Here is a 22,686-nt window from a genome sequence, read left to right as displayed (position 1 = left end):
GGCGATTCTCGAGACGGCACGCGCCCGGCTGGCCGCCGGAGGCGCGCCGCGCATTGCCTGCTCCGCTCCTGCACCGGTGGCGCCAATTTCACGCGGTCCAAAGAACACGCCGTCTCAACTCCCGCATCAGTCATCACGTTTGTCCGTTCGCTTGTGGCGAACGAATGAACCTAGTGGTCTGCGTCATTTGAATTTGGCGGTCTCAGTCACGTGGAATACCGCCCGGCACGGAGACCGGGCGCTACAAACATGAACAAAATCGATTGACGGGAACCGCTAGTGTCATGAATCTCAAATTCGTTTGAAAAGTCGAACGCCCATGGAAGTTGTGCTGGAGTTCGAATGCCCGATTACGATTACGGTTACGAGTCGTAACGAACAGAGTTCCACCTGAGATTATGAAAACTTGAGCGGTGCGCTTTCAGCGCGCGGTGACAGGGGCGTGGACATTTTCCAGGGGCGATGCCCCTGGCTAGGGTTGCGTTGCGCCTTCGGCGCGCGGGACGAATGGCACATTTTCGGAGTAGCACGAGCACGAAGCGCGAGCACGACAAATTGTGCGCATTTCAAGCTCACGACACTAGTGGTTCGTGCCTCTTAAAGTTCTGTGTGCCTCAAGAAACAGGGCGCCGACGCGCAGACAAATACCGCCCGGCATGGAAGCCGGGGCACTACAATCACTCGCAAATCAATGCGGCACGAACCACTAACAGCCCGTGACAGAAGTCCAAATACCGCAATTCGTAGCGTCCCGCTCTCCGTGGCGGGCGCGCATTTGGGCCGAACTTAGCCTCTCCGCGTTTCGCCCGGCACGGAGACCGGGCGCTACAAACATGAACAAAATCGATTGACGGGAACCATTAGTGGTCGGCGTTAATTGAATTTGGCGGTTCCAGTCGCGCCCAATACCGCCCGGCGCGGAGACCGGGCGCTACAGGACTTTTGACGCAGGCTGCTGGTGGTTCGTGCCTCTTAAAGTTCGGTGCGCCTCAAGAAACAGGGCGCCGACGCGCAGACAAATACGGCACCGCCCGGCATGGAAGCCGGGGCGCTACAATCACTCGCAAATTAGTGCGGCACGAACCACCAGCGCGGCTTGTGGCCGCACCGAGGGAGTTTTATCAATCGATCTCAGATTTGTGATTTCAGAATTTCAGAGAGCGATGCGCCGAAGCAATAGCGCTTACGCGAGAGGTGGAATATTTTTTAGACATCTTCGGCAGAATCGATGTATTGGATAGGTCCGGGCGCTACGTCTTCTTCCTGTTTCGTCCCGCGCGCCCGGTACCTATGAGCGTCTCCGCCGCTTTCTGATTCGTCAGTATGGTCACACACTCTCCGCTCTCGGTTATGGCTGATGCCAATCCGGCGATCGGTGCGTTTCCATGCGTCCTACGTTTGTGGGAAGTTCCCTGTTTCGGGAGCCGGCTCCGGATCGCCGATTTTCGGTTCCTGCATTGGCAATGACGGCTCCGCCGGTTCAGAGGGCTGCTCCGGCAAGGTCGGCTCTGTCGCGGGCGAGGGCGGCGTCGCCATCGGCGCCAGCGGATCGCTTACGGGCGGCACCGGACCGGGAGCGCCCTGACCGGTATCGCATCCGGCGAAGGACACCAGCGCCCCTGCCAGGATCGACAGCATTAGTGATTTTTTCATGATGGTGTTCCTTTCTTGTCCATGGGCCGTTAGTGGCGCGAGTTACTGAAAACCCATGCCTATGCTCCGTGAATAGACTGTAGTTTGACTTCGGCCCGTACCGGTATCGGAATGCTGAGACTGGATGTGTAGGGTTTTTCCGTCAATGAACCCGAGGAAAGCGCCTGCAAGCGCGGCTAGTGTCCTGAGTTTGAAATCAGTTCCATAAGATCCATTGGGTCACAATCACACATCCCCCTAAATCCCCCTTCAAAGGGGGACTTTGAGCGCGATGTCCGTGCGGGCAGTCTTTTGCAAAGAATCTCAAACTCATGACACTAACAGCGCGTGGCAAAAGTCCTGTGGCGCCCGGTCTCCGCGCCGGGCGAAACGCGGAGAGGCCAAGTTCGGCCCAGAATCGCGCCGGCCACGGAGAGCGGGACGCTACGAATTGTGGTATTTGGACTCTTGCCACGGGCTGCGCGGCGGCGGGATGATGGAATGGAAGATATACTACAAAATATCCCGCAGCCATTGCCGCGATACACGGCGGACTACTATAAGGCGGGACTTAGTCAATACAGTTTGTTGTGCGTTATGGCAGGCTTCCATACCATATATTGCGGTTCTTGTCGAAAAAACGCTTGACGTCCCGTGCCATTTTGGCTATAACGAACATGGAGAGAGATCGGCGTTGGGGTTGTTGCGGGGAACGTAATTCCCTTGCTGGCAACAGGAGATGGTCAGGCATGAAGCAGGACAGCGAGTATTGGGACGGCATCGCGCCGCTGTGGACGCAACAAATCTTTAACACATTGCGCCATGATCGAAACCGGGTGATTGTCGGTGAACTTGAGCGGGCGGCGCGGACTTCGCCGACGGTAGCGGATTTCGGGTGTGGCGTCGGCACCTACCTCCCCACGCTTTCGCGGCTGTTCGAGGAAGTACACGGGTACGACCATTCCCGGGCCTGTGTGGAAATGGCCCGGAGACGCATGCGTCGTAAACGGCATGTGTCGGTCCATCAAGCCGCTACGGTACCGAGGTCCCGTGCGGGGGCGTACGACACGGTCCTTTGTGTAAACGTCGCCATTAACCCGAACCGCCGCGCGTGGTATAACGTCTTGCGTTCGGCGGCTTCGCTTCTGAGGCCGAACGGCAAACTGTTACTCGTTGTCCCGTCGGTTGAGTCCGCTACGCTCATCGCGAAGGCGGAACAGCCCGAACCCGACACACTCGAGGGCCACATCCCCGCGATCCCCGAATCCGCGCCGAGCGCGGCGGGCATCGTGTCCATCGAAGGGGTCCGCACGAAACACTACACGCGCACCGAACTGACAGACACGCTCGCGGAGCTGGGCCTTCAGGTCGCGCGCGTCCGGCGTGTCGAATACTCATGGCGCAGCCAGGCCGTGTCGCCGCCGCGGGAATTGCGCAACATGCGCCCATGGGATTGGCTCGCCGTCGCGCGCAACGCCAGCGCGGCCGCAGTCGCCAAAGCTGCGTAGGCAGCGCAATTCGATTCGACGCTGTCCGTATGTCCTGCGCGTCCCGTTTTGCGGCTTCGTAATTCGACGGGCAGGCCGCTACACTACCGCCATCGGCGTTACAGCAGGATTGCGCGATGACGGATCGGAGCGAAACGGTGCAGGTGTCGCGCCGGAGTTTTCTGGCAGCCACGACGCTCGGGATGGCAGCGGGCATCGGCCGCGGCCAGGCCGAAAAATCGAGCGCGCCCCCGAACATTCTATTCGTTTTCAGCGACGATCATGCGCTGCAGGCAATCGGCGCCTACGGTTCGCGCATCAACCAAACGCCAAACATCGACCGGATTGCGCGTGAGGGCGCGCTGTTCCTTCGCAACTCGTGCGGCAACTCCATCTGCGCGCCCAGCCGCGCCACGGTGTTGACCGGGAAGCATAGCCACGCGAATGGCATGCGGAGCAATGCCGACACTTTTAACGGCGATCAAACGACGTTTCCGAAATTGCTGCAACACGCAGGATACGCGACGGCGCTGATCGGCAAGTGGCATCTCGTGACCGATCCGACGGGGTTCGACCATTGGGAGATTCTCCCGGGCCAGGGGACATATTACAACCCCGACTTCATCGGTCCCGCGGGAAAGCGCCGTATTGAAGGGTATGTAACGGACATCATCACGGACCTGGCGATTGACTGGCTCGACCGCGGGCGTGACCCGGACAAACCGTTCCTGTTGATGTGCCAGCACAAGGCCCCGCACCGCACGTGGGCGCCCGGTCCCAAGCACCTGACGTTGTACGAAGATGTCTCGATCCCCGAACCGCCGAGTTTGTTTGACGACTATGCGAACCGCGCGCCGGTGCTCGCCGGGAATGAGGCGATGATCGGCAAGCATCTGATGTTCGACTACGACTTGAAGGTCCCGGGCTTGAACACTCCAGATGCGCTCGGCCGCGACATGAAGAACGGCGAGACCGAACGCATGACGCCCGAGCAGAAGGCGCGCTGGGATGTCGCGTATGGCCCGTCGAACGAGGCGTTCCTGAAACAGAATCCCCAGGGCGACGATCTCGTGCGATGGAAATACCAGCGCTACATCAAGGACTACCTCCGCTGCGTTGCGTCTGTGGACGACAACGTGGGGCGTCTCCTGAATTACGTCGACGAAAAAGGCCTGGCCGAGAACACGATCGTTGTCTACAGCTCCGACCAGGGGTTTTACCTTGGCGAACACGGGCTTTACGACAAGCGCTGGATGTACCGCGAATCGCTGGCAATGCCGTTGCTCGTTCGTTGGCCGGGCCAAGTGAAGCCCGGCACGCGCGTCGAGCGGCTAACGCAAAACATCGATTACGCGCCGACGTTTCTTGAAGCGGCGGGGCTCGTCCCCCCAGCGGACATGCACGGACGCAGTCTTGTACCCTTGCTCAAAGGGCAGACGCCAAGCGATTGGCGCGAGGCCATCTACTACCACTACTACGAAGTCGGCGAGCATAACGTCCCACGCCACGAAGGCGTGAGCACGGAGCGGTACAAGTTGATTCACTATTACGACGCCGATCAGTGGGAGCTGTTCGATCTCGACAAGGACCCGGGCGAGATGCGCAGCGTGTACGGCGATTCCGCGTATGCGAAGGTTGTTTCGGAAATGAAACAGCGACTCGCCGATTTGAAGCGCACGTATTCGATACCACAGCCGGACGCGGCATCCGCGCCGCCCAGCAAGAACTCGTGACCCGTCATCCGCGTTCGCGCACCGAAAACGATGCGCCGATCGAGCGCGAGCACGTAATCGGCTCGCCGGCTGCAATGCCGCGCCGGGTACACAACCTCGACCAAGCCAATCCGTGGGGGATCAGAGCGCCTTCTTCAAAAGCTTCTGCGCCTTGGCGGCGTCGTCCGCGCTTGTGAACGAAAGGTGCAAAACAGTCTTTTTCCCCAACACGACGCCGTTTAAGCCGCGCATGCTAATGCCTGCGTCACCCACGGCCCGCGCGGCTTTCGCGCACAGCCCGGGCTTGTCCGGCCCCTCGATACGCAGCGCAAACAGATCGGTCGGCTTACCCAGTCCAGCCAACGCTGCCGTCTTCGCGGAACTCTTGCTCAACGCCAGGTACAAAACGGCCCCGCCGGCCCCGGTGCGGCGCGCCAGCACAAAGTCGCAGTTGTGCTTACCCTTCGCCAACGGCTCCAGCTTGTCGGCAAGCCCACCCGGCCGGTCCTCGAGTCCCGCTTCCCAAATGTCCACCTTCTTGATTTCGTACGCCATGACGCACCCTCCCGCATGGCACCCATGCGATTGCCGTTCGCCCACTACTACAACTCGCATTATACACCCGAGATTCGCTTCAGTATCGTGTGATTATTTTTGGGGTTCGCGTTGGGTACATAAGAGGGACCTCGCGTAAGACGACGGCCGCAAACAAGTCAAACATGTGTCAATTCGGAGACTTCCAGAGGCGGGCGCACACCAGTACCTCGTCGTTGCGTGCGAAGACGCACCCGTTTGCGAATGCCGGCGGGGGCCACGCGAACTTCTTGCCCCCGAACGGCGTGGTCGGCTCGAGCAGATGCGCGCGGCTTATCTCATCGTACCCCTGCGGCGTGAGACGCGCCAGAACGACGTCTCCCCTGTCCGTGTAAAGGAGACACTGATCGCCGACCGGTGTGATGTGAATGCTCGCGCCGTTGGCCCGCTCGGTGACCGCGTCTGTCGACCACAACTCCGCGCCCGTCTGCGCGTCGAGACAGACCAGCGCGCCACCGGACCGCGCGGAATACACGTAGTCGTCCTGCAACACGGCCGTCGATGTATTGCTCAGGATGCGTTTCCCCTCCGGGTGGATTCCCGGCCACAACACAGTCACAGCGGGCCGATTTGGATTCAATGCGAACATCAGCCCTCCGACCAGCAAGCGGCCATTCAAGGCGACCGGTGTCGGGATGGCGTCGTTTGTGCTGGTCGTCATCGGCTCACGCCAGTAAATCTCGCCGGTCGCTGGATTGAGGGACGCTGTCGACTCCGCGGACCATACGATGAGTTGGCGTGCGCCGCCCGCAGTGATAATGACCGGCGAACCATTGGCGATCGGATCGTCCAGCGCCTTCCAGACGATTTCGCCCGTGGTCTTGTCCACCGCTATCACGCTGGCTCCGGGTAATCCGCCGATGAACGCAATGAGTAGGTTGCCGTCGATGAGCGGGGACGGCCGGACACTGAGCAACCTGATATCAAACTGCTCGTCGAGATTCTTGCGCCACACGAGCGAACCGTCGTCGGCATAGAGGCAATGTAGGTGGCCGAAGGGGCCCATCGCGTACACCCTGCCTGCGTCGAAGATGGGCGTTGCCGTCGGCCCGCCGCCCTGGCCGTGCACGTACGCCCAATCGGGAAAGGACACTCCGGATTCGTACTGCCAGCGCAACATACCGGTCGACGAATCGAAACAGAGTACGCGTTCCTTCGCGAGCGGTTTGGTCAGTTGTGCGTCGCACAGGTACACACAGCCTTCCGCGACAATCGGGCTCGACCATCCAATTCCCACCGGCGTTCGCCACAGCACTTTCAGTCCTTCCGCGGGAAACGGCGCTAGCGCGCCTACCTCGCGCCACACGCCGTCGCGTCCCGGCCCACGAAATTGCGGCCAGTCATCCGCCGGGGCCGTCGCGGCGAAAAAGGCCGCCACCACCCACGCGGTGCAATGCCCATGAGAAATACGGAGCATCGATGCACGGCGATTGACAATCCGAACCCCACGTGCTCTTTGGTTTCGCAAGTTCATGGACTCGAAGAATCGGAAGACGGCTATGTGCGGCGATTCAGCCAATACTTCCTGAACGATGGCAGCCGTGGGAGCGATTCGATATCCTTTACACGATGCGACGCTTCCTTGCTGGCAATAATATCGTCCAGGTGGCACACGGGAAATCCGTCGATATCTACGCGACGAAGCCAGGCTTCTCCAAAATGCTCGATTCCGTCCGGCGCGAACACCAAATCGACATCGAAGGGACCGTTCTTCAACTGGACGAAGTCCTTGCCGCGTTCTATTTCCGCAGCGTGCGTGTCGGACAGATCGAATCCCAATTGGCGCAATGCGGGAACGAGCGCTCGGCCATTTTCCAACGATTTATCGGGATAGATATGGGCATCCTGAGTAGTATCGGGAAAGCCAAGCAGAATTGCGGCGGACTTGCCGATGAACAGATAGCGGACGCGATGCGCGGCGAAGACATCGCGGATTTCCTGCGCTTGACGATAGTCAAACGCGGGCATAACCAAGCCAATCTGGCAGGTTTTCTTCGCACCAGCGACGGTAGTCTTCCATCGTGTCAAACGATCGGTAGGCAGCGTCATCCAAGACGGGTTTGTACGTTTTGATAAAAGCATACCTCATACGCGTTTCCAGGGGCCGGCGCGCGGCGGCCTCGAATTCGGCAAGCCAATCCGCCGGAATAATGCCGTCTTCAGGTGCTTCAGTCGAACCGCTCATTCGAGTACGATATACGGGGCGCGGCGGACCCGCAACTCCGCGGCACAACTGGAACTGCCCTGCAGGGCGACCCATACGGAGATACTGGTGAAAAAACTTGACCTCACTCGCCGGCAATTCATCGCTACTTCCACGCTCAGTGCGGCGGGGTGTGCGACGGCGCCGGAGCGAGTAAACACGGCAAAGGTAGTTCCGGGAAAGGTGTCGCCGAACGAGAAGTTGAACATCGCGGGGATCGGCGTCGGCGGGATGGGCCGTGCAAACCTTCAGAAGATGAAGTCGGAGAACATCGTCGCATTGTGTGATGTGGATTCCGCGCTTGCCGCGCGGACGTTCGGGGAGTTTCCAAACGCAAAGCGGTACGTGGACTACCGGGAGTTGTTCGACAAGGAGTCAAAGAATTTTGACGGAGTAGTTATCGCTACGCCGGACCACACGCATGCGGTGATCGCGATGGCGGCAATTCGCGCGGGTAAGCATATCTACTGCCAGAAGCCGCTCGCGCACAGCATTTACGAAACGCGCACGATCGCCGAAGCGGCGCGGGCCGCGGACGTAATGACCCAAATGGGAAACCAGGGGCATTCGTCAGACGAAATCCGGCGCTGCTGCGAGTGGATCGCGGACGACGCAATCGGCGCGGTACGCGAGGTACACGCGTGGAGTGACCGGCCCGTAGGCGGCGACCCGTGGTCGAACTTTCCGATGATGGCGCGGCCCGCGGAGACGCCGCCCGTGCCGGAGACGTTGAACTGGGACTTGTGGATCGGCCCCGCGCCAATGCGCCCGTATCACCCAGTGTACACGCCGCTGACGTGGCGCGGGTTTTACGATTTCGGCACGGGCCCGCTTGGCGATATGGGATGCCACATCCTCGATCCGGCATTTTGGGCGCTGAACCTCGGCGCACCCGAAAGTGTGCAGGCATCGACCACGCACTACGACCCTGCCGTCGCAGCGGAAACGTATCCGCGCGCAAGCATCGTCCGCTACCGGTTTCCCGCGCGCGGCGCGATGCCCCCGGTGGACCTTACGTGGTACGACGGACGCCTGCTGCCGCCGGTGCCGCGCGACTTCGGCGTGGACGACAAGTTCGATCGCAACGGAGCACTCATCATCGGGGAGAAGGGGACCATCGTTCATAAGTCGCACGGCGCGGGCGGGCTGAAACTGCTGCCCAAGTCGCTTGCAGCCGACTACAAGCAGCCCGAGATGACGCTGCCGCGCGTGAAGGACGCGCTGCACGAAATGGACTGGGTCCGCGCCTGCAAGGATGGCAAGCCCGCAAGTTCGAGCTTCGACTACGGCGGCGCGCTGACCGAGATGGTGTTGTTGGGCATGCTCGCAATCCGCTTGAAGGACCGACGTCTCAAGTGGGACAGCGTCAACCTGCGTGTCACGAACGACGAAGAAGCCAACGCCCTCGTGAATCCGCCGTACCGCGAGGGGTGGACGTTGTAGGCGAATCGTTACGTGCCTGGCTATGCCTTCGTCACGTTCACGCCGTGAAGCGTCGTTACGAAATCCGGGCCGAATGCCATCGAAGGCGTGAGCGCGCCCGGAGCGATGCCCTCGATGAGGATGCGTTTGACGATGGTGAGCGATGCGTCAACGGTGAGCGTGTAGCCCTCGGGCGTGTGCATGCGGAGCGCGACGCTCTGGCCCGCCGCGTTGCGCGCCTCGCCCCACAGAACGGTCTCGTCCGCGGCGCGTTCTTTTTCGTTTGGACCCTTTACCTTCCGCTCGATCGAATTCTTCAGATAGTTCTGCACAAAGCCGAGACTCAGGATCGGCCTCATGCGCGCGGCCCAACGCATCTGCCGCATCTGTTTCTTTCGCACGCCGAGGTACACCTCGATGTTGGGAATACCGGTCGAGTAGTACGCGGTGGACACGTCGCCCCACGGAATGGCGACGGCGGGTTCTTCCGTACTCCCAAACGGAATCTTTCGCGTTAACGATCCGCTGGGAATCTCGACGATACGGCCGTCGCGCCGGATGCGCCCGCCGCGCGGCAATCCCTCCACCATCGTCTTTGCCGTGCCCGGGCTCATCTTTCCGCGCTTCGAGCGGAACGCGAGCGTCAGGTGCGTGGCGTCGGGTAGCGCGCGCTTGAGCATCGCGGCGAGACAATCCGACGGCACGACGTCGAACCCGACGCCCGGAATCACGGCAATGTTGGCCCGTTTCCAATGCGCATCGCGCTGATGCACGTACTCGAACACGTCGATTTCGCCGGTTATATCGAGATAATGGCAGTGCCCGTGCTCGCACGCCGACAGCATTGGCACGCTCGTTGCCGAGAAGGGCCCGGCGCAGTGCAGCATGACCGCGACGCCGCCGAGGTTGTCGGCAACCACCCGCGGATCGTCCAACGAAAATATGCGCGTCTCAAGTTTGAGTTGTTTGCCGAGCATCGCGAGCGCGTCGCCATTGCGCCCCGCGAGCACGGGACGCATGCCGCGCCGCACGGCCTCGATCGCGCACAGACGTCCCGTGTAGCCGTTCGCGCCGTAAATCATCCACTGCGCGTCGGATTTTGGCGCTAGTGCCGTGGCCATTCCGATGTTACTTCTTCTCCCGCGTAACGCGGGTGTAGTCGAGGTAGGTGTGACCGTCAACGGTCGATCGGTGCATGGTCGCGCGATACACGATCGTTCCTGTCGCATTTTCCGTGGATTCGGTCGCGCGTGTTACCGAAACCGATTTCGGGTCGGGTCCGTCCGAGAGTATTTCTATCAGTACACGGCCGTCCATGCCCGGAGTGTTTTTCACTCCCAGTACATGCAACACGGTCGGTGCGATATCGACGTTGCCGGTCGGTACGTCGCTCGTGATGCCGCGCTTGAACGCGGGGCCTGCGGCGATGAGCGTATTGTAAATGTCATAGGGACTCGACGTGCCGTGGCCCGCCATACCCTGCAACATCGTCGTGCCCTTCCATCCCAATTCGTTGGAAGCTTCCGACCAATTCGCATCGACGAGAATGTCGCCCACGCGTTCGTGGTTCCAGTAGATCGAATCGAACGAGAACGTGCCCGCTACCCTGCCCTTTACGTCACCCGGCGCCGCGGCCGGCGTGAAGACCGCGCCAACCCACTCCGTGGCCTGCAAGACGTCTACAATCGCGCGGACCTTCGACTCGTCGTGGTTGTCGACATAGATCGCGCCGTCGGCAAGGATTACGTCCGTACTCGCAAGACTCTTCTTCACGCCTTGCTGCACGAGCAACTGTGAAATGCCGCCCATTCCCTTTTGCGTGGAAAAGCCGTGGTCCGATGTGATGAAAATGTTCGTTCGGTCTTGAAGCCCCTTGGCATTCAGCTCCGCGAGCACGCGGCCCACTTCTTCGTCCACGTGTTTCAGCGCGGCCAAGGTATCCGGCGTGCCGATACCGCGCACATGGGCCGTGTGGTCCGGATCGGTGATCCACAAGAACATCATTTCCGCGCGATGTTCGTCGATGCCGATGCGTATCAGTCCATCGACGATGCGCCGGCTTGCCGCCGCATTGGGTACTGCCTCTTCAGGCACGGGGCCGAGCAATTCGTCGACGTGCGCACGCGCTGACTCCGGAAGCACCAGTTCCGAATTGACGATGCCGCCGCCTTTCGCGCGCGGATTCAGCAGAAAAGACGACCCGCTCGAGCCCGAGCTCGCAACGAATATCTTCATTCCCGCGGAATCGAGTATCTCGCCGAGCGTTGGCGCCGTGACCACCTTTCCGCCGGTCGCGGCGTCGAGTTTCATCAGGTTCTCGGCACTACCGGTACTGAATCCTTTCTGCTTGTCAACCGCCGGTACGTAGATACCGTTCGACAGAATGCCGTGCCGCGCCGGATAGCAGCCTGTCGAAAATGTCGTCGAGTTCACGCGCGTAACGGTCGGAAAGACGGCATGGTGGTTTGTGCAGACAACGCCGTCTTCGCCGAGCGCGTGCAGGTTTGGCATGAGGTCTTCGCGCACGTAGTCCGGGCGAAGTCCGTCGATCACGATGACCAATGCCTTTGGCCCATCGGCTGCATGCGCCGCGCCCCAGAAGAAGAATGCGACCGCTGGAATAAGTGCGTAACAGTACCGCTGCATAGCCGCGTTACACCCGTAGATGATCGGCCTGCCAGTCTTTGACCAGCTTCTTGATGTCGTCGCTTCGCATGGACCGGTTCGCGAGGACCCGCTGCACCAGTTCCGGGAGCTCCGCATCCGACGCGAAACGCAAGCCGATTACGTGCGTCAGCTCGAGTTCTCCGATGCGCGCGGCGAGATCGGCGGGCAGAACGCGCTGCAAGCGCAATTGCGTTTCCAAACGTATGATTCGGTCCTGCAATCGCGTGGCATATGTGCGCATGCGAAACAATATCCAGACGACAGCAATCGCCATCAGTATCGGCGACGCAGACGCGACATGCGGGATGCCCGCGATCGCGGTGAGCGACAACAGCGCGGATGCAAGCGCCAGCACGGCGATCCACGTCAGGGCGTTGTCCATCGTTTTGTGGTTCGCATAATTCTGTGCGGGTCCTGCGGCCATAGCGGTACTCCTTCCGGTTGGCGGCTACGTGTCCAAGGGTTGGACGGGTTCCTCGAAGTAACGATGCAGCGTTCGAGGCAACGCATGATAGTCGATCGACGGCATCGATTCCCAAAATCGCCGCGCGTTGTATGTATTCCAGAACAGGACCGTTTGACCATCGAGCGCGCCGCGGCGCGCGTCGCCAATTAATGCGGCAAGCGCCTTGCCCGCGTACGTACCGTCCAACCGGATTCCTTCTGTGTCGTCGAGCGTCCGAACCGCTTTGACACCTTCGGGGGTATAAAGCGCGTAGCGTTCGCCAAAGTAGTCATCACGCCATTCAAGGCGATCTCGCGGTATCGACAGGTCCGGGATTGCCGCATTTGCTTGCCGCATGTACGCCACTGTACGCGTATACAAGCGCTCGAGCGCGGCGGGGTTTGCCATGTGCGTATCGATCACGCGCACGCAAACAACATTGGATTCACACCCCGTTAGCGCGAGTCCGATTAATAGTCCCACGGCCGTTCCCATCGATCCGACCGCGGTATAGATCCGGTCCGGCGGCGGCATCTGTCCCGCGCGAATCTGTTCGTCGAGTTCAATCACGGCGTTTACAATACCCATGATTCCAAGCGGCGACGATCCGCCTGCGGGTATGATCTGCGGCCAGGCGCCGCGTGTTAGGCGGTGCCGCGCGAGTTGGTATAACGTCCCAAACGTTGCCGCGAGCCGCGAGGGGTAGTGGTGAAGCTCGGCGCCACTGTAAAGCCCCATCAACAGATTCCGCCGTAACGCGTGTGAGAGCGGTTGTGGCAGCAAGGTCGAAATGGACCGCAACCCCACCTGCTTTGCGTAGATGGCCGTGGCCAGCGCGTGGTTCGAACCCGCGAAGCCAAAGGTCAGTACCTCGCCGCGCCCGTCGTGGAGCGCCTTTCCCAGCAGGAACTCCAGCTTGCGAACTTTGTTCCCGCCGTACACCGGACCGGATAGGTCGTCGCGCTTCACGTAGACGCGATCGAGTCCGATGGCCGCCCCAAAACGCGCGGCACGGTGAATCGGGGTTGGAAACTCGCCAAGTTCGGTGCAAGGCAGGCGCGATGCGAGCGTGGGATACCGGACGAGGAGCGGACGCGTCATGAGTAATCGTGGAAGAACATCTTGACGCGCTTCCACACAAACCACGTCAGCGCCCGGACGCTGGCGTCGTCCACGTCGATGAAGCGGACACCGATTCGCAGCGAACTCGACGGTTTTCCGTTGGAAAAATGCACGAGTTCGCCCTTGACCGAGATCGCGGGTTCGTCGGCGATTTGCAGCCGTATGCGCTCCCCGTATTCCATCTCCGGTAACGTGTCGCTTTCCATCAGTGCGCCGCCCGAACTGATATTGAGCAACTTTGCCCCAAATTGCGCGGGTGAGTCTTCCAACGCAACCGTCACGGCAATTTCCGTCGGCACTCGCAAGAACGATCGCAGTTCGTCGCAGTTCAGATTGGCGGACCGGAGCAGAACCAACTCGGTATGGTTGTCCGGCGCGGACGTAAGGAAGCGCGTGAAGTACGCCGCGATGCCCTGCGGCCCATCGAGTTCCACCACAATGCCGCGGGAATCCATCGAAAACCCGTCTTCAAGACACCGCATGCGCAACACGCGGTCACGCACGTCCAACAATTCGGCGGCGTATCGCTTACCGTCAATGCGCAACGCGCACTTTTTGCCCTTATCGAAAGAGACGTACACGTCTGAATTACCTCGGTGAATTCGGTAGCGCCCCTTGCCCCATTTGCGGCGCTTACGCATTATTAGCAGTAGTATACCATCCCCCGGCGCGCAATGCTACCTTGAATCGTACCCTATTTGCAGCGTGTCCGCGTGCGGCGATACGATCTACATGGAAGCACCGAAATGCCCCAGACGTCGTCGCGGGGGTTCGGAGGAGCGAGCAGTGGGCCAGAACCGGCGTGTCGGATACGTGGTGTCTGACTTGCATATGTTCTCCAAACGGTCCGATTTCAAGACCCACGAGCCGGCCATCTTCGAGCACGCGAGTCGCGCGGACATTTTCATACTGAACGGTGACACCTTCGACTTCCGTTGGACCACGCTGCCGACCATCGATCAGACGGTATACGAGGCCGTCGAATGGCTCCGAAAGCTCGTCGCCCAGTTTCCGCGCTGCGAGTTTCATTTCATCCTCGGAAACCACGACAACAACCAGGCGTTCATCGCGGCGCTGTCGAGACTCGTCACAAGCCTCGACAATCTCTCCTGGCACCCCTACTACCTGCGGTTGGGAGACACGGTGTTTCTTCACGGCGACGTGTCGGACAAGCCGATGATGGACGCGGCCGAGCTCGAGAAGCATCGCGAAGAATGGCTGCTCGACACACCGCGCCACCCCATCCTGCATTCGATATACGACATGATCTTGCACATCGGGCTGCACCGGATGGCGGTCGCGGCCAAGTATCCCAAGAAGCGCGTCGTGCGTCGGGTCCTGTCCTATCTCGACGATGTCGGCCTCACCAAAGACAATGGCATCCGGCACGTGTACTTCGGACACACCCACGGCGCCATGCAGAATTTCGAGTACGGCGGCATCTTCTTCCACAACGCCGGCTCCCCGATGAAGGGGCTTGAATTCAAGATTCTAAAGGTGGAAATCGTGGACGGCGGAACGAGCTAGTGGTTCCCGTCAATCGATTTTGTTGATGTTTGTAGCGCCCGGCCTCCGTGCCGGGCGGTATTCCACGTGACTGGGACCGCCAAATTCAAATGACGCAGACCACTAGAGTTCGCCCTGCAAGTCCATGTAGTGCATCCATGCGTAGTGGCGCAATGCGCGGCGGAATTCGCCCTGTTCTTCTTCGGACGCTGATGCGCGGAGGGCGTCGTAAAACCGTTTCCACGAAAAGTGCAGCACTTCGATGTCGTCGTCCGCGCGGACCGTCGCCATGCGATGGTGTTGGCCGTCGAAGTCGAACTGCTTCATTTCCCCAATCAACGCGGTGGGAATCACCGTCTTCATCAGGCCGTCCGCGCCCTCGATGACTACATTCCCCGAGAAAACGATGTACCCGTCGTCCGAAGTAGTGTCGTCGCGCGAGAAGAGCAAGGTCCCGCCGGAAAGTTCCTTGCGCTCGGAAACCTGGCGAAACGCCGTGACGGCGCGCGACCGCAGGTAATCGTCAAGCTCCAGCATGAACGGCAGGCCGCCAATTTCAGAATCGATATCGTACATTCGTCCCTCTCGAAACCGTTAGACCCGCACGTCCGATGCGGCGCCAAGCCTTCCCGCGTGCTTCAACAGCAGCGGCTGCGCTTCGTATTCCAGGAACTCGACGACCTGTTCCGGCGCGCGGCCTACGAACTCGCGAAGGTCGAGGACCTTATCCATCTCGCTTCGGGACATTCCAATGCGCGCATCCGCCGCGAGCCTATCCAGCAGATCATTCTCGCCGCCCTCCATTTTCACCTTGCGCGCGGCCGCCTGCGAATGCTGCCGTATGACCTCGTGCAGCGCCTGGCGATCGCCCCCGCGCTTTACGCAGGCCATCAGAATATTCTCCGTCGCCATGAACGGTAGTTCCGCGCGCACGCGGCGCTCGATCACGCCGGGGTACACGTCCGGCGCTTCGATGATGCTGAGATATAAATTGAGCGCCGCATCCGCGGCGAGAAAGGCCTCCGGAAGACTGATGCGGCGGATCGCCGAATCGTCCAATGTGCGCTCGAACCACTGCGTCGCGCTCGTCAATTCCGCGTGGAGCGGCGCAACCACCAGGAACCGGCCCAATGCGCACGCGCGTTCGGCCCGCATGGGATTGCGTTTGTACGCCATCGCCGACGATCCGATCTGCTTTTCGCCGAACGGCTCTTCCACTTCCTTCAGGTTCTGCAGGAGCCGCATGTCCGTGCCAAATTTACACACGCTCTCGCCGATTCCGGCGAGCACGCGCAGCACCTGGGAATCGACTTTCCGCGGGTACGTCTGTCCAGTCACCGCATACGCCCTGTCGAAACCCAGTTTTTCGGAGACTCGCTGTTCGAGTCGCTTCACCTTGTCGTGGTCGCCGTCGAACAGCGATAGAAACGAAGCTTGCGTTCCCGTTGTCCCCTTCACGCCGCGGCACCGCAGCCGCGCCATGGTGTGCTCGATGTCCTCGATATCAAAGACGAGGTCTTGCGCCCACAGACACGAACGCTTGCCTACGGTGACCAACTGCGCCGGCTGGTAGTGCGTGTACCCCAGCGTGGGAAGGTCCTTCCACTTCACGGCAAAGTCGCACAACGCCTTCAATACATTGACGGCTTTCGTCAACAGGATATCCAACCCTTCGCGCATGAGAATCAGATCGGTGTTGTCGCCGACGTAACAGCTCGTCGCGCCCAGATGGATGATCGGCATGGCCTTCGGAGCAACAAGCCCGTACGTATGCACGTGCGCCATCACGTCGTGGCGTAGCTCGCGTTCCAACTTCTCCGCCGCCGCGAAATCGATATCGTCCACGTGCGCGCGCAGTTCCGCGATCTGCTCGTCGGTAATCGGAAGGCCCAATTCCTGTTCCGCTTCCGCGAGCGCGACCCAGCACCTGCGCCACGTCGAAAACTTCTTTTGCGCGCCCCACAGTTGCGCCATCTCTTTCGTCGCGAATCGCTCGACCAACGGCGTTACGTACTCGGTGGACATCTCGGCTCATTCCCTTCCAAACAATTTGTCAAACTCACGGCGCCAGCGCTTCTGCAACGAATCGCGCGAAAACGCGCGCATCAACCCGAACATGAGCGGCCCACATTCCTTTTGCCGTTGAATGGCGATTGCGCTCGATGGCTCCAACTCTGTGACACGCTGATAGTAGAACAACGCCTGCTCGTAGAACTTCAGTTCGCGAAAGCAATCGCCAAGGCACAGCCATGTAAGCGACGCCCGCGGATGCTGGTGCGCCGCTTCAGCCAAATAGCCGGCCGCCAACGCGTATTGCTTCGCATCCAACAGCACCCAACCCGCCAGAAACGCCGGTTCCCACGCATTCTGCGCGAGCCGCGTCGCCTGTTCAAACAAATCGAGTGCGTCCCCTCTAAACCCCACGTCCATGCGCAGCAAGACCTCGCCGCGGACACACCGCGCGTACCACGATTGGTCGGCGTCAACGCTTACGTCCGAGAACTGCATGGCTTCGTTCAACCGGCCCAGGTGCGCCAACACCAGCGCGCGCGAGGCGTACAGCACCCGGACCTGCTTATGGCTCTCGTGGGCTTCAAGAGAGGTGGCATCCGCTTCTTCTACGCGACGCGCTCGGACAAGCGTGTCCACCAGTTCCACCCACGCATCGTAGTGGTGATCGTCGAATCCCACCGCGCGGCGGTAAAAGTCCGTTGCCGCCTTGAAGTGTCCGGACTCCCGCATGCCGCGCGCGGCGCGGTAGAACGACGGCGCGTCCTTCGGCATGGTGACTGGCTCGATAGGCGCTGCATGTGTTCGGGAATTCGGCGCGGCGAATCCCGGCGTGCTGTCCAGTTCGAGCCAGTCGAACCTATCCATCCGCGGTCACCGAGCCCTGTCCGCCTTGCGCCGTCGACACGGGCCGTGAGCGCGTGCGCGCCCATTCGCGCAAATCGGTGATGCGCTCGCGCATGGTCTTGGACAGCGGCACCGTTTCCCGCAGACTCACTAGGATGTCTTCGGTCGTGACGTCGCGTCCCGCAAAGAAACTGTCGTGCATGGCGGAAACGATCGCCTGCTCGATCTCCGCGCCGCTAAAACCTTCCGCTGATTTGGAAAGTACGCTCAAATCGAACTTCGACGGCTCCCGTCTCAATTTCGCCAAATGGATCGCGAAGATTTCCGCGCGCTCGAACTCGCCCGGCAAATCAACGAAGAATACTTCGTCGAACCGGCCCTTGCGCAGCAATTCCGGCGGCAGTTCCTGCACGTCATTCGCGGTGGCCACTACAAATACCGGCGCGGTCTTTTCTTGTATCCAGGTCAGGAACGTGCCGACGACACGCGCGGTTGTACCCGCGTCGCTGCTGCCCGATCCCTGCACACCGGAGAACGCCTTTTCGATTTCGTCAATCCAGAGGATTACCGGCGCGACACTCTCCGCGATTTGCACCGCCTTGCGCATGTTCTGTTCCGAACTGCCGATATACCCCTGGAAGATCATGCTCATATCCATGCGAAGCAGCGGAAGCCGCCACTCCGCGGAGATCGTCTTCGCGAGCAGGCTTTTGCCGCACCCCTGCACGCCCATGAGCAGAATACCCCGCGGTTGGGGCAGTCCGTATTCGCGCGCCTCGGGACTGAACGCACGCACTCGCTTGCACAGCCAATCCTTCAGCGAGTCCATTCCGCCCACGCCCGCGAGATTCTCCGTTACTTCGTAAAATTCCAGCAGGCCGGACTTCCGAATGATTTGACGCTTCTCCGCGGCGACGGCCTTCACGTCGTCGCGGTCGAGGACCTTGTCGAGAACGATTGCATGCGCGAAGGCGTTCTCGGCTTCGCCCAGGGTCAGCCCCATGGCGGCCTTCACCATCGCGTCGCGGTCGGCGCCTGAAAGGCGCACATCGAATTTCTTGTTGGCTTCGCCGGAGCGAATCGTATGTTCAAGCAGATCGCTCAAGTCCTGATACGACGGCAACGGCATATCGACGATCGTGATTGCCTTTTCCATCTCCGGCGGTACCTTCAACGTAGGCGAAAGGATGATAACCGTCTTGCGGCTGCGCCGCAGCGCGGACGCCAAATCGCGCAACTGACGCACAATCTCCGGAGTTTCGAGGTAGGTATGGAAGTCCTTGAGAATGTAGATGCCCGAGACATCGGCCTGGAGGATTTCGTTCAACACCGCCAAGGGCTCGCGCAAACGCTTCGCCGATGTCCGGTTCTCCGGCGAGCCGTTCATCGACCGCAATCCGTCGGTAATGCTCCACTCGAACAAGTATTTCTTCATGTTCGCGGCAAGATCGATCAGCAACCGGCGCGCCCGGTCCTCTTCCCACGTCACAAGATAAAGCAGCGAATACCGTGCCCGGATTAGTTCTTCCAGCTCTCGAACGAATTGAACGCTCATGCCACCGGCGCGTCTTGGTGGGCGAGCGAGTAGCCGCTGTACGTCGCGACCGCAGCAACGGCGGTTACCGGATTTGTGCGTTGTGCAAATATGCCGCCGCCGAGCAGGAAGGTGCAGGCGTCCTGCGGCGTCTCTGCGTCAAACGCACCGCACCGCGCCTCCGAGATATCGTTCTCTTCGTAGGTCGCGACATAGAAGAACGTGCGCGGACTCAGCGGCATGCGGCATACGTTTAGCCCATCTTCACGGACCGTCGCCAGCCAGCCCGTCTGATTTGTTCTATCGACAACTGCACATATCCGCGGCGTGTTGTAGCTGTCATGCTCGTAGTCCAGCGCGATCAGTGACAACGCCAGCGCGTCGCGCACCGGCATGCCCGCGTCAATCTTCTGCGCGATGGGGTCCGTCTGGCTGCCGTTCGTCAGCACGGCGACTTCGCCGTCGCGCACGATCCGTGCGCAGTTGTACGCGATGTACGGGTTCTTCTCGACGTCCGACTCGTGGCCCGGCTTCGGAATGATGCTCACTGAATGCTCGCGCGCCACGGCCCGCCGGTTTGGAAACGATCGGCTCGACACGCGGTATCCCGCGCATACCCGCCCCGACGGCGTTACCCCGACACAGACAATTCGACCTACGTACAACATGCTGCTACCCCTGATTCCCCACAACCGGTTACCGGCATTTTAGCGGTTTATGGCCCGAACTTGCGAACAACAGGCGGGCCCTGGAACCGGGCGGATTAGCACGAGTACACCGGACTATAATGAGAATCGGACGCCGAAACGCTTCCCGGTTCCGCCCGAGGTACCACACGTGCGACTGCAACCCGCAACCATGTTCACTGCGCTCATCCTCGCGATGGGTTGCGCCACGCCGGATTCCATGCACAGGGTGTCCGCGCGTGGTCTGTCCCGCGCGCGACTTGAAATGACGGAGTCCGAAGTTCGGAAAGCGGTTGGAAAACCCGGCGAACCAATCTTCAAAGTGGCAAGCGATCACGACTACGTGTGCAGGAAGTTCGTCTCGGGCGCGAACGGCGTTCCATATTACTTCCTTTGGGAAGACGGAAAGTTGGCATCGGTGAAATCCGCGGAGGATTGCCGGTTCTTGGAACGGACGAGCGGCTCAGTCGTCGGATGCGTTTCGCTCCCGCATGAGCACGGGTTTGCCGAACTGTTGTCGCCATTTACTCCCCCGCGCGGGCCGGAAACGTTTGACTACGCCGCGGCTAAGTCCGGATTCCAGTCGAAAGCCGATCGCGCGAAGCAAACGCGCGCGGAACTGCTCATGTGGAGTCCCATCATTGTTTTGTCGTTACCATTCTTGCCGCTGTCCGCCCCTGCGGAGGCGTACGATAACGCGGCAACGGTAGCGGCATATTCACGAGCATACCGCGTCGAGCCGGGGATGGATGAACAACAGGTCGAGAAACTGATCGGAAAACCGGACCACGTTCTCGGTGATACTGTAAAGTACGGCGTGTACACCTACCACTACCGGCCAGCGGATGGGGAATCGATGTACATCTCGATTGGCTGGCGAGGTGGACAATCCGAGTGGGTTCGGTTTCGGTACAACGCGAGTGCGGAATATACGGGCGCCGAAGCGCCGGAGGACTGAGTATGCGGCTCAACCCTTCGGGCCAATCGCCGACCAATCGCGCTCACTGTGACTTAGGCGCCATTTCCGCCGGCACGAGCGGCAGTTCTTCCCATTCGCCCCAGGCGTCTTCGCTCTTTTCCCAGCGGCGCAGGAACCGCTGCACGCGTGGTGTGTCCGCAATCAATAGAGTCGAGTCGCCTTCCGCGATGTGATCGATCCACAAGTGCCCTTTCTCGCGGCGCTCCTTCGCCCAGGCGTGGTCCATCGTCCGCATGCGAAGCACCTTGTCGCGGACTTCGACCTGATAAAAGATGTGGACAGGCGTCGTGTAGTACATGAAAGGCGCCAGTATCGGTCCGATCTCCTCTTTCTTCTCTTCCGGAAAGGACTCGAAGGCGCTTTCGACCAGGGTTACATCCATGTAGTTCGTCTTCCCGATTTCGGCGAAGTGGGCGATTCCCGTAATGGGCACGCCATCTTCCGTAAACGTGAAGAGGTACCCATCGCCTTGACGAGCGAACGAAAACTGTTCCCCTTCGTCTTCGCCCTTCCATGTCCCCTCGAGGGCGGGCATCGAAATCAGGTCCTCATCCGTATAGATTGGGCGCAGCGACCGGACCATGCAGCCGGACAGCACCAGCGGCAGCACCAGCACGATCGGCATAAGCACTCGTGACATAAGCCCCCCTTTCTCCGCGATGACACTTTCCGTATCACAACTGTACCACAATTCTGAATACCCCCACAGGCACAATGGTTTCGCCACGGCGAATGCGGTCTGGGCGAGGCAAGGGGCACAAGGAGGAAATCCCGCCAAAACATCAAAAAACGTGGAGATTATCCAGCATCGCAGGCGTCCGCTGGCGGAAGAGCGATGCCGATACGCGGCCGTTCGGCTAGCCCAAGACTTCCGGGTTCACGCAGTTGGGCGGGCGCTCCCCCCGCAGGCGGGCGATGATGTTCGTCGCGGCAATGGTCGCCATCTTCCCGCGGGTCTCGAGCGTGGCGCTGCCGAGATGAGGCGCAATGACAGCGTTCTCGCAGGCGTAGAGGCCTTCGTGGAGTGCAGGTTCATGCTCATAAACGTCGAGCCCCGCACCCGCAATCTCTCCGGTGCGCAAAGCATCAACCAATGCCGCTTCATCGACCACTGGACCGCGCGAGGTGTTGATGAGGTACGCGGTCTTCTTCATCAGTTTGAATTCTTGCGAGCCTATCGCGTGGGTTGTCTCAGGCGTGAGCGGACAATGCACGCTAAGAAAGTCGGATTCGGCAAGCAGTGTGGCCTTATCAACTGGACGTGTGTGGAACTCGTGTTCGAGTTCTGGATCGACGGGATCGCGTGAGGTGTAGAGAATCCTCATGTCAAACGCGCGCGCGCGGCGAGCCACTGCTTTTCCAATGCGCCCGAAACCGAAGATGCCGAGCGTTTTCCCGAACACGTCCGACCCGAGCAACTGCATCGGCCCCCAGCCTGACCATTGCCGCGCGCGGACCATGCGCTCGCCTTCGCCAATGCGCCGCGCCACCGCGAGGATCAGCGCAAACGTGAGATCGGCGGTCGTCTCCGTCAACACGCCCGGCGTATTGGTAACGGGAATCCTGCGCGCCGTCGCCGCCGGCACGTCGATGTTGTTGTATCCCACTGCAAAGTTCGCGACGATCTTGAGTTGCGGTCCCGCGGCGTCGAGCACTTCCCCATCGATCTTGTCCGTGAGGATCGGCAGTATTGCGTCCGCACCCTTCACTCCCGCGAGCAATTCCTCCCTCGAGATAATGCGGTCTTCGGGGAAGATGTCGACGCTGTCCTCTCGGAATGCGTCGTACAGCAAATTGAGACCGGCATCGGGTACCTGGCGTGCGACGAAAATGCGCATGAA

22 protein-coding genes are annotated in these 22,686 nt (G+C 60.3%); 5 read left to right on the top strand and 17 right to left on the bottom strand.

Translation table 11 applies throughout. From position 1 onward, the window contains the following. Window positions 1–1,392: 1,392 nt before the first annotated feature. Entirely contained in the window at window positions 1,393–1,653 is a 261-nt protein-coding gene (locus HUU46_11335) for a hypothetical protein (protein ID NUM54228.1), read from the bottom strand. Between the two features lie 728 nt (window positions 1,654–2,381). On the opposite strand from HUU46_11335, the gene HUU46_11330 reads away from it, so the two are divergent. Next, window positions 2,382–3,140, top strand: coding sequence for a class I SAM-dependent methyltransferase (locus tag HUU46_11330; protein ID NUM54227.1), 759 nt, complete (start codon window positions 2,382–2,384; stop codon window positions 3,138–3,140). A 182-nt stretch (window positions 3,141–3,322) separates the two neighbouring features. Further along, on the top strand, window positions 3,323–4,852 hold the full coding sequence (locus HUU46_11325) for a sulfatase (GenBank protein NUM54226.1): 1,530 nt from the start codon (window positions 3,323–3,325) through the stop codon (window positions 4,850–4,852). Window positions 4,853–4,972: 120 nt separating this feature from the next. Here HUU46_11325 and HUU46_11320 read toward each other — a convergent pair whose 3' ends face one another. The 4 genes from HUU46_11320 to HUU46_11305 form a co-directional block, all read right to left on the bottom strand. Beyond that, the gene (locus HUU46_11320) at window positions 4,973–5,386 is read right to left on the bottom strand and encodes a hypothetical protein (GenBank protein NUM54225.1); all 414 of its coding nucleotides are present in this window, start codon (window positions 5,384–5,386) and stop codon (window positions 4,973–4,975) included. Window positions 5,387–5,555: 169 nt separating this feature from the next. After that, the gene (locus tag HUU46_11315; GenBank protein ID NUM54224.1) at window positions 5,556–6,842 is read right to left on the bottom strand and encodes a PQQ-like beta-propeller repeat protein; all 1,287 of its coding nucleotides are present in this window, start codon (window positions 6,840–6,842) and stop codon (window positions 5,556–5,558) included. Window positions 6,843–6,922: 80 nt separating this feature from the next. After that, on the bottom strand, window positions 6,923–7,393 hold the full coding sequence (locus HUU46_11310; GenBank protein NUM54223.1) for a hypothetical protein: 471 nt from the start codon (window positions 7,391–7,393) through the stop codon (window positions 6,923–6,925). Beyond that, window positions 7,380–7,610, bottom strand: a complete 231-nt coding sequence (locus HUU46_11305) for a hypothetical protein (protein NUM54222.1) — start codon at window positions 7,608–7,610, stop codon at window positions 7,380–7,382. Before HUU46_11305 ends, HUU46_11310 begins: the two co-directional genes overlap by 14 nt. 249 nt (window positions 7,611–7,859) lie before the next feature. Between HUU46_11305 and HUU46_11300 the strand changes: the two genes are divergently transcribed. Beyond that, window positions 7,860–9,071: a Gfo/Idh/MocA family oxidoreductase gene (locus tag HUU46_11300; protein ID NUM54221.1), complete on the top strand. Its 1,212-nt coding sequence runs from the start codon at window positions 7,860–7,862 to the stop codon at window positions 9,069–9,071. Between the two features lie 20 nt (window positions 9,072–9,091). On the opposite strand, the gene HUU46_11295 is transcribed toward HUU46_11300, so the two are convergent. The 5 genes from HUU46_11295 to HUU46_11275 are packed head-to-tail and all read right to left on the bottom strand — an operon-like array spanning window position 9,092 to window position 13,865. Beyond that, a complete protein-coding gene (locus HUU46_11295) occupies window positions 9,092–10,171 on the bottom strand; it encodes a hypothetical protein (GenBank protein ID NUM54220.1) in 1,080 nt (359 codons plus the stop codon). 7 nt (window positions 10,172–10,178) lie between these two features. Next, the gene (locus tag HUU46_11290) at window positions 10,179–11,696 is read right to left on the bottom strand and encodes an alkaline phosphatase family protein (GenBank protein NUM54219.1); all 1,518 of its coding nucleotides are present in this window, start codon (window positions 11,694–11,696) and stop codon (window positions 10,179–10,181) included. Window positions 11,697–11,703: 7 nt separating this feature from the next. Further along, the gene (locus tag HUU46_11285) at window positions 11,704–12,141 is read right to left on the bottom strand and encodes a hypothetical protein (protein NUM54218.1); all 438 of its coding nucleotides are present in this window, start codon (window positions 12,139–12,141) and stop codon (window positions 11,704–11,706) included. 24 nt (window positions 12,142–12,165) lie between these two features. Next, window positions 12,166–13,263, bottom strand: coding sequence for a pyridoxal-phosphate dependent enzyme (locus HUU46_11280; protein NUM54217.1), 1,098 nt, complete (start codon window positions 13,261–13,263; stop codon window positions 12,166–12,168). Next, window positions 13,260–13,865: a PilZ domain-containing protein gene (locus HUU46_11275; protein ID NUM54216.1), complete on the bottom strand. Its 606-nt coding sequence runs from the start codon at window positions 13,863–13,865 to the stop codon at window positions 13,260–13,262. The genes HUU46_11280 and HUU46_11275 overlap by 4 nt, the downstream gene beginning before the upstream one ends. A 205-nt stretch (window positions 13,866–14,070) precedes the next feature. Here HUU46_11275 and HUU46_11270 point away from each other — a divergent pair, with 205 nt between their 5' ends. Then, the gene (locus HUU46_11270; protein ID NUM54215.1) at window positions 14,071–14,811 is read left to right on the top strand and encodes a metallophosphoesterase; all 741 of its coding nucleotides are present in this window, start codon (window positions 14,071–14,073) and stop codon (window positions 14,809–14,811) included. A gap of 102 nt (window positions 14,812–14,913) precedes the next feature. On the opposite strand, the gene HUU46_11265 is transcribed toward HUU46_11270, so the two are convergent. Genes HUU46_11265 through HUU46_11245 form a run of 5 tightly spaced genes read right to left on the bottom strand, consistent with a single transcriptional unit; the run spans window position 14,914 to window position 19,845 of the window. After that, a complete protein-coding gene (locus HUU46_11265) occupies window positions 14,914–15,366 on the bottom strand; it encodes a cyclic nucleotide-binding domain-containing protein (protein NUM54214.1) in 453 nt (150 codons plus the stop codon). Between the two features lie 18 nt (window positions 15,367–15,384). Then, window positions 15,385–16,815 carry an adenylosuccinate lyase gene (locus HUU46_11260; protein NUM54213.1) on the bottom strand — a complete coding sequence of 477 codons (1,431 nt, stop codon included), beginning with the start codon at window positions 16,813–16,815 and terminating at the stop codon, window positions 15,385–15,387. A 6-nt stretch (window positions 16,816–16,821) separates the two neighbouring features. Next, complete coding sequence (locus HUU46_11255) at window positions 16,822–17,667, bottom strand: tetratricopeptide repeat protein (GenBank protein ID NUM54212.1); 846 nt, start codon at window positions 17,665–17,667, stop codon at window positions 16,822–16,824. Then, window positions 17,660–19,201 (bottom strand): AAA family ATPase, encoded by a 1,542-nt coding sequence (locus tag HUU46_11250; protein ID NUM54211.1) that lies wholly within the window; start codon window positions 19,199–19,201, stop codon window positions 17,660–17,662. The genes HUU46_11255 and HUU46_11250 overlap by 8 nt, the downstream gene beginning before the upstream one ends. After that, on the bottom strand, window positions 19,198–19,845 hold the full coding sequence (locus tag HUU46_11245) for an IMP cyclohydrolase (protein NUM54210.1): 648 nt from the start codon (window positions 19,843–19,845) through the stop codon (window positions 19,198–19,200). Before HUU46_11245 ends, HUU46_11250 begins: the two co-directional genes overlap by 4 nt. 172 nt (window positions 19,846–20,017) lie before the next feature. On the opposite strand from HUU46_11245, the gene HUU46_11240 reads away from it, so the two are divergent. Then, window positions 20,018–20,824 carry a hypothetical protein gene (locus tag HUU46_11240; GenBank protein NUM54209.1) on the top strand — a complete coding sequence of 269 codons (807 nt, stop codon included), beginning with the start codon at window positions 20,018–20,020 and terminating at the stop codon, window positions 20,822–20,824. Window positions 20,825–20,867: 43 nt separating this feature from the next. Here HUU46_11240 and HUU46_11235 read toward each other — a convergent pair whose 3' ends face one another. Together HUU46_11235 and HUU46_11230 are read right to left on the bottom strand one after the other, a co-directional pair. Further along, window positions 20,868–21,485, bottom strand: coding sequence for a hypothetical protein (locus HUU46_11235; GenBank protein NUM54208.1), 618 nt, complete (start codon window positions 21,483–21,485; stop codon window positions 20,868–20,870). A gap of 217 nt (window positions 21,486–21,702) precedes the next feature. Next, complete coding sequence (locus HUU46_11230) at window positions 21,703–22,683, bottom strand: D-glycerate dehydrogenase (protein ID NUM54207.1); 981 nt, start codon at window positions 22,681–22,683, stop codon at window positions 21,703–21,705. Window positions 22,684–22,686: the final 3 nt, after the last annotated feature.

Source organism: Candidatus Hydrogenedentota bacterium (assembly GCA_013359265.1).
Lineage (GTDB): Bacteria > Hydrogenedentota > Hydrogenedentia > Hydrogenedentales > SLHB01 > JABWCD01.
The sequence above is the reverse complement of the archived record's forward strand: the minus strand, read 5'-3'. Positions and strand labels throughout refer to the sequence as shown.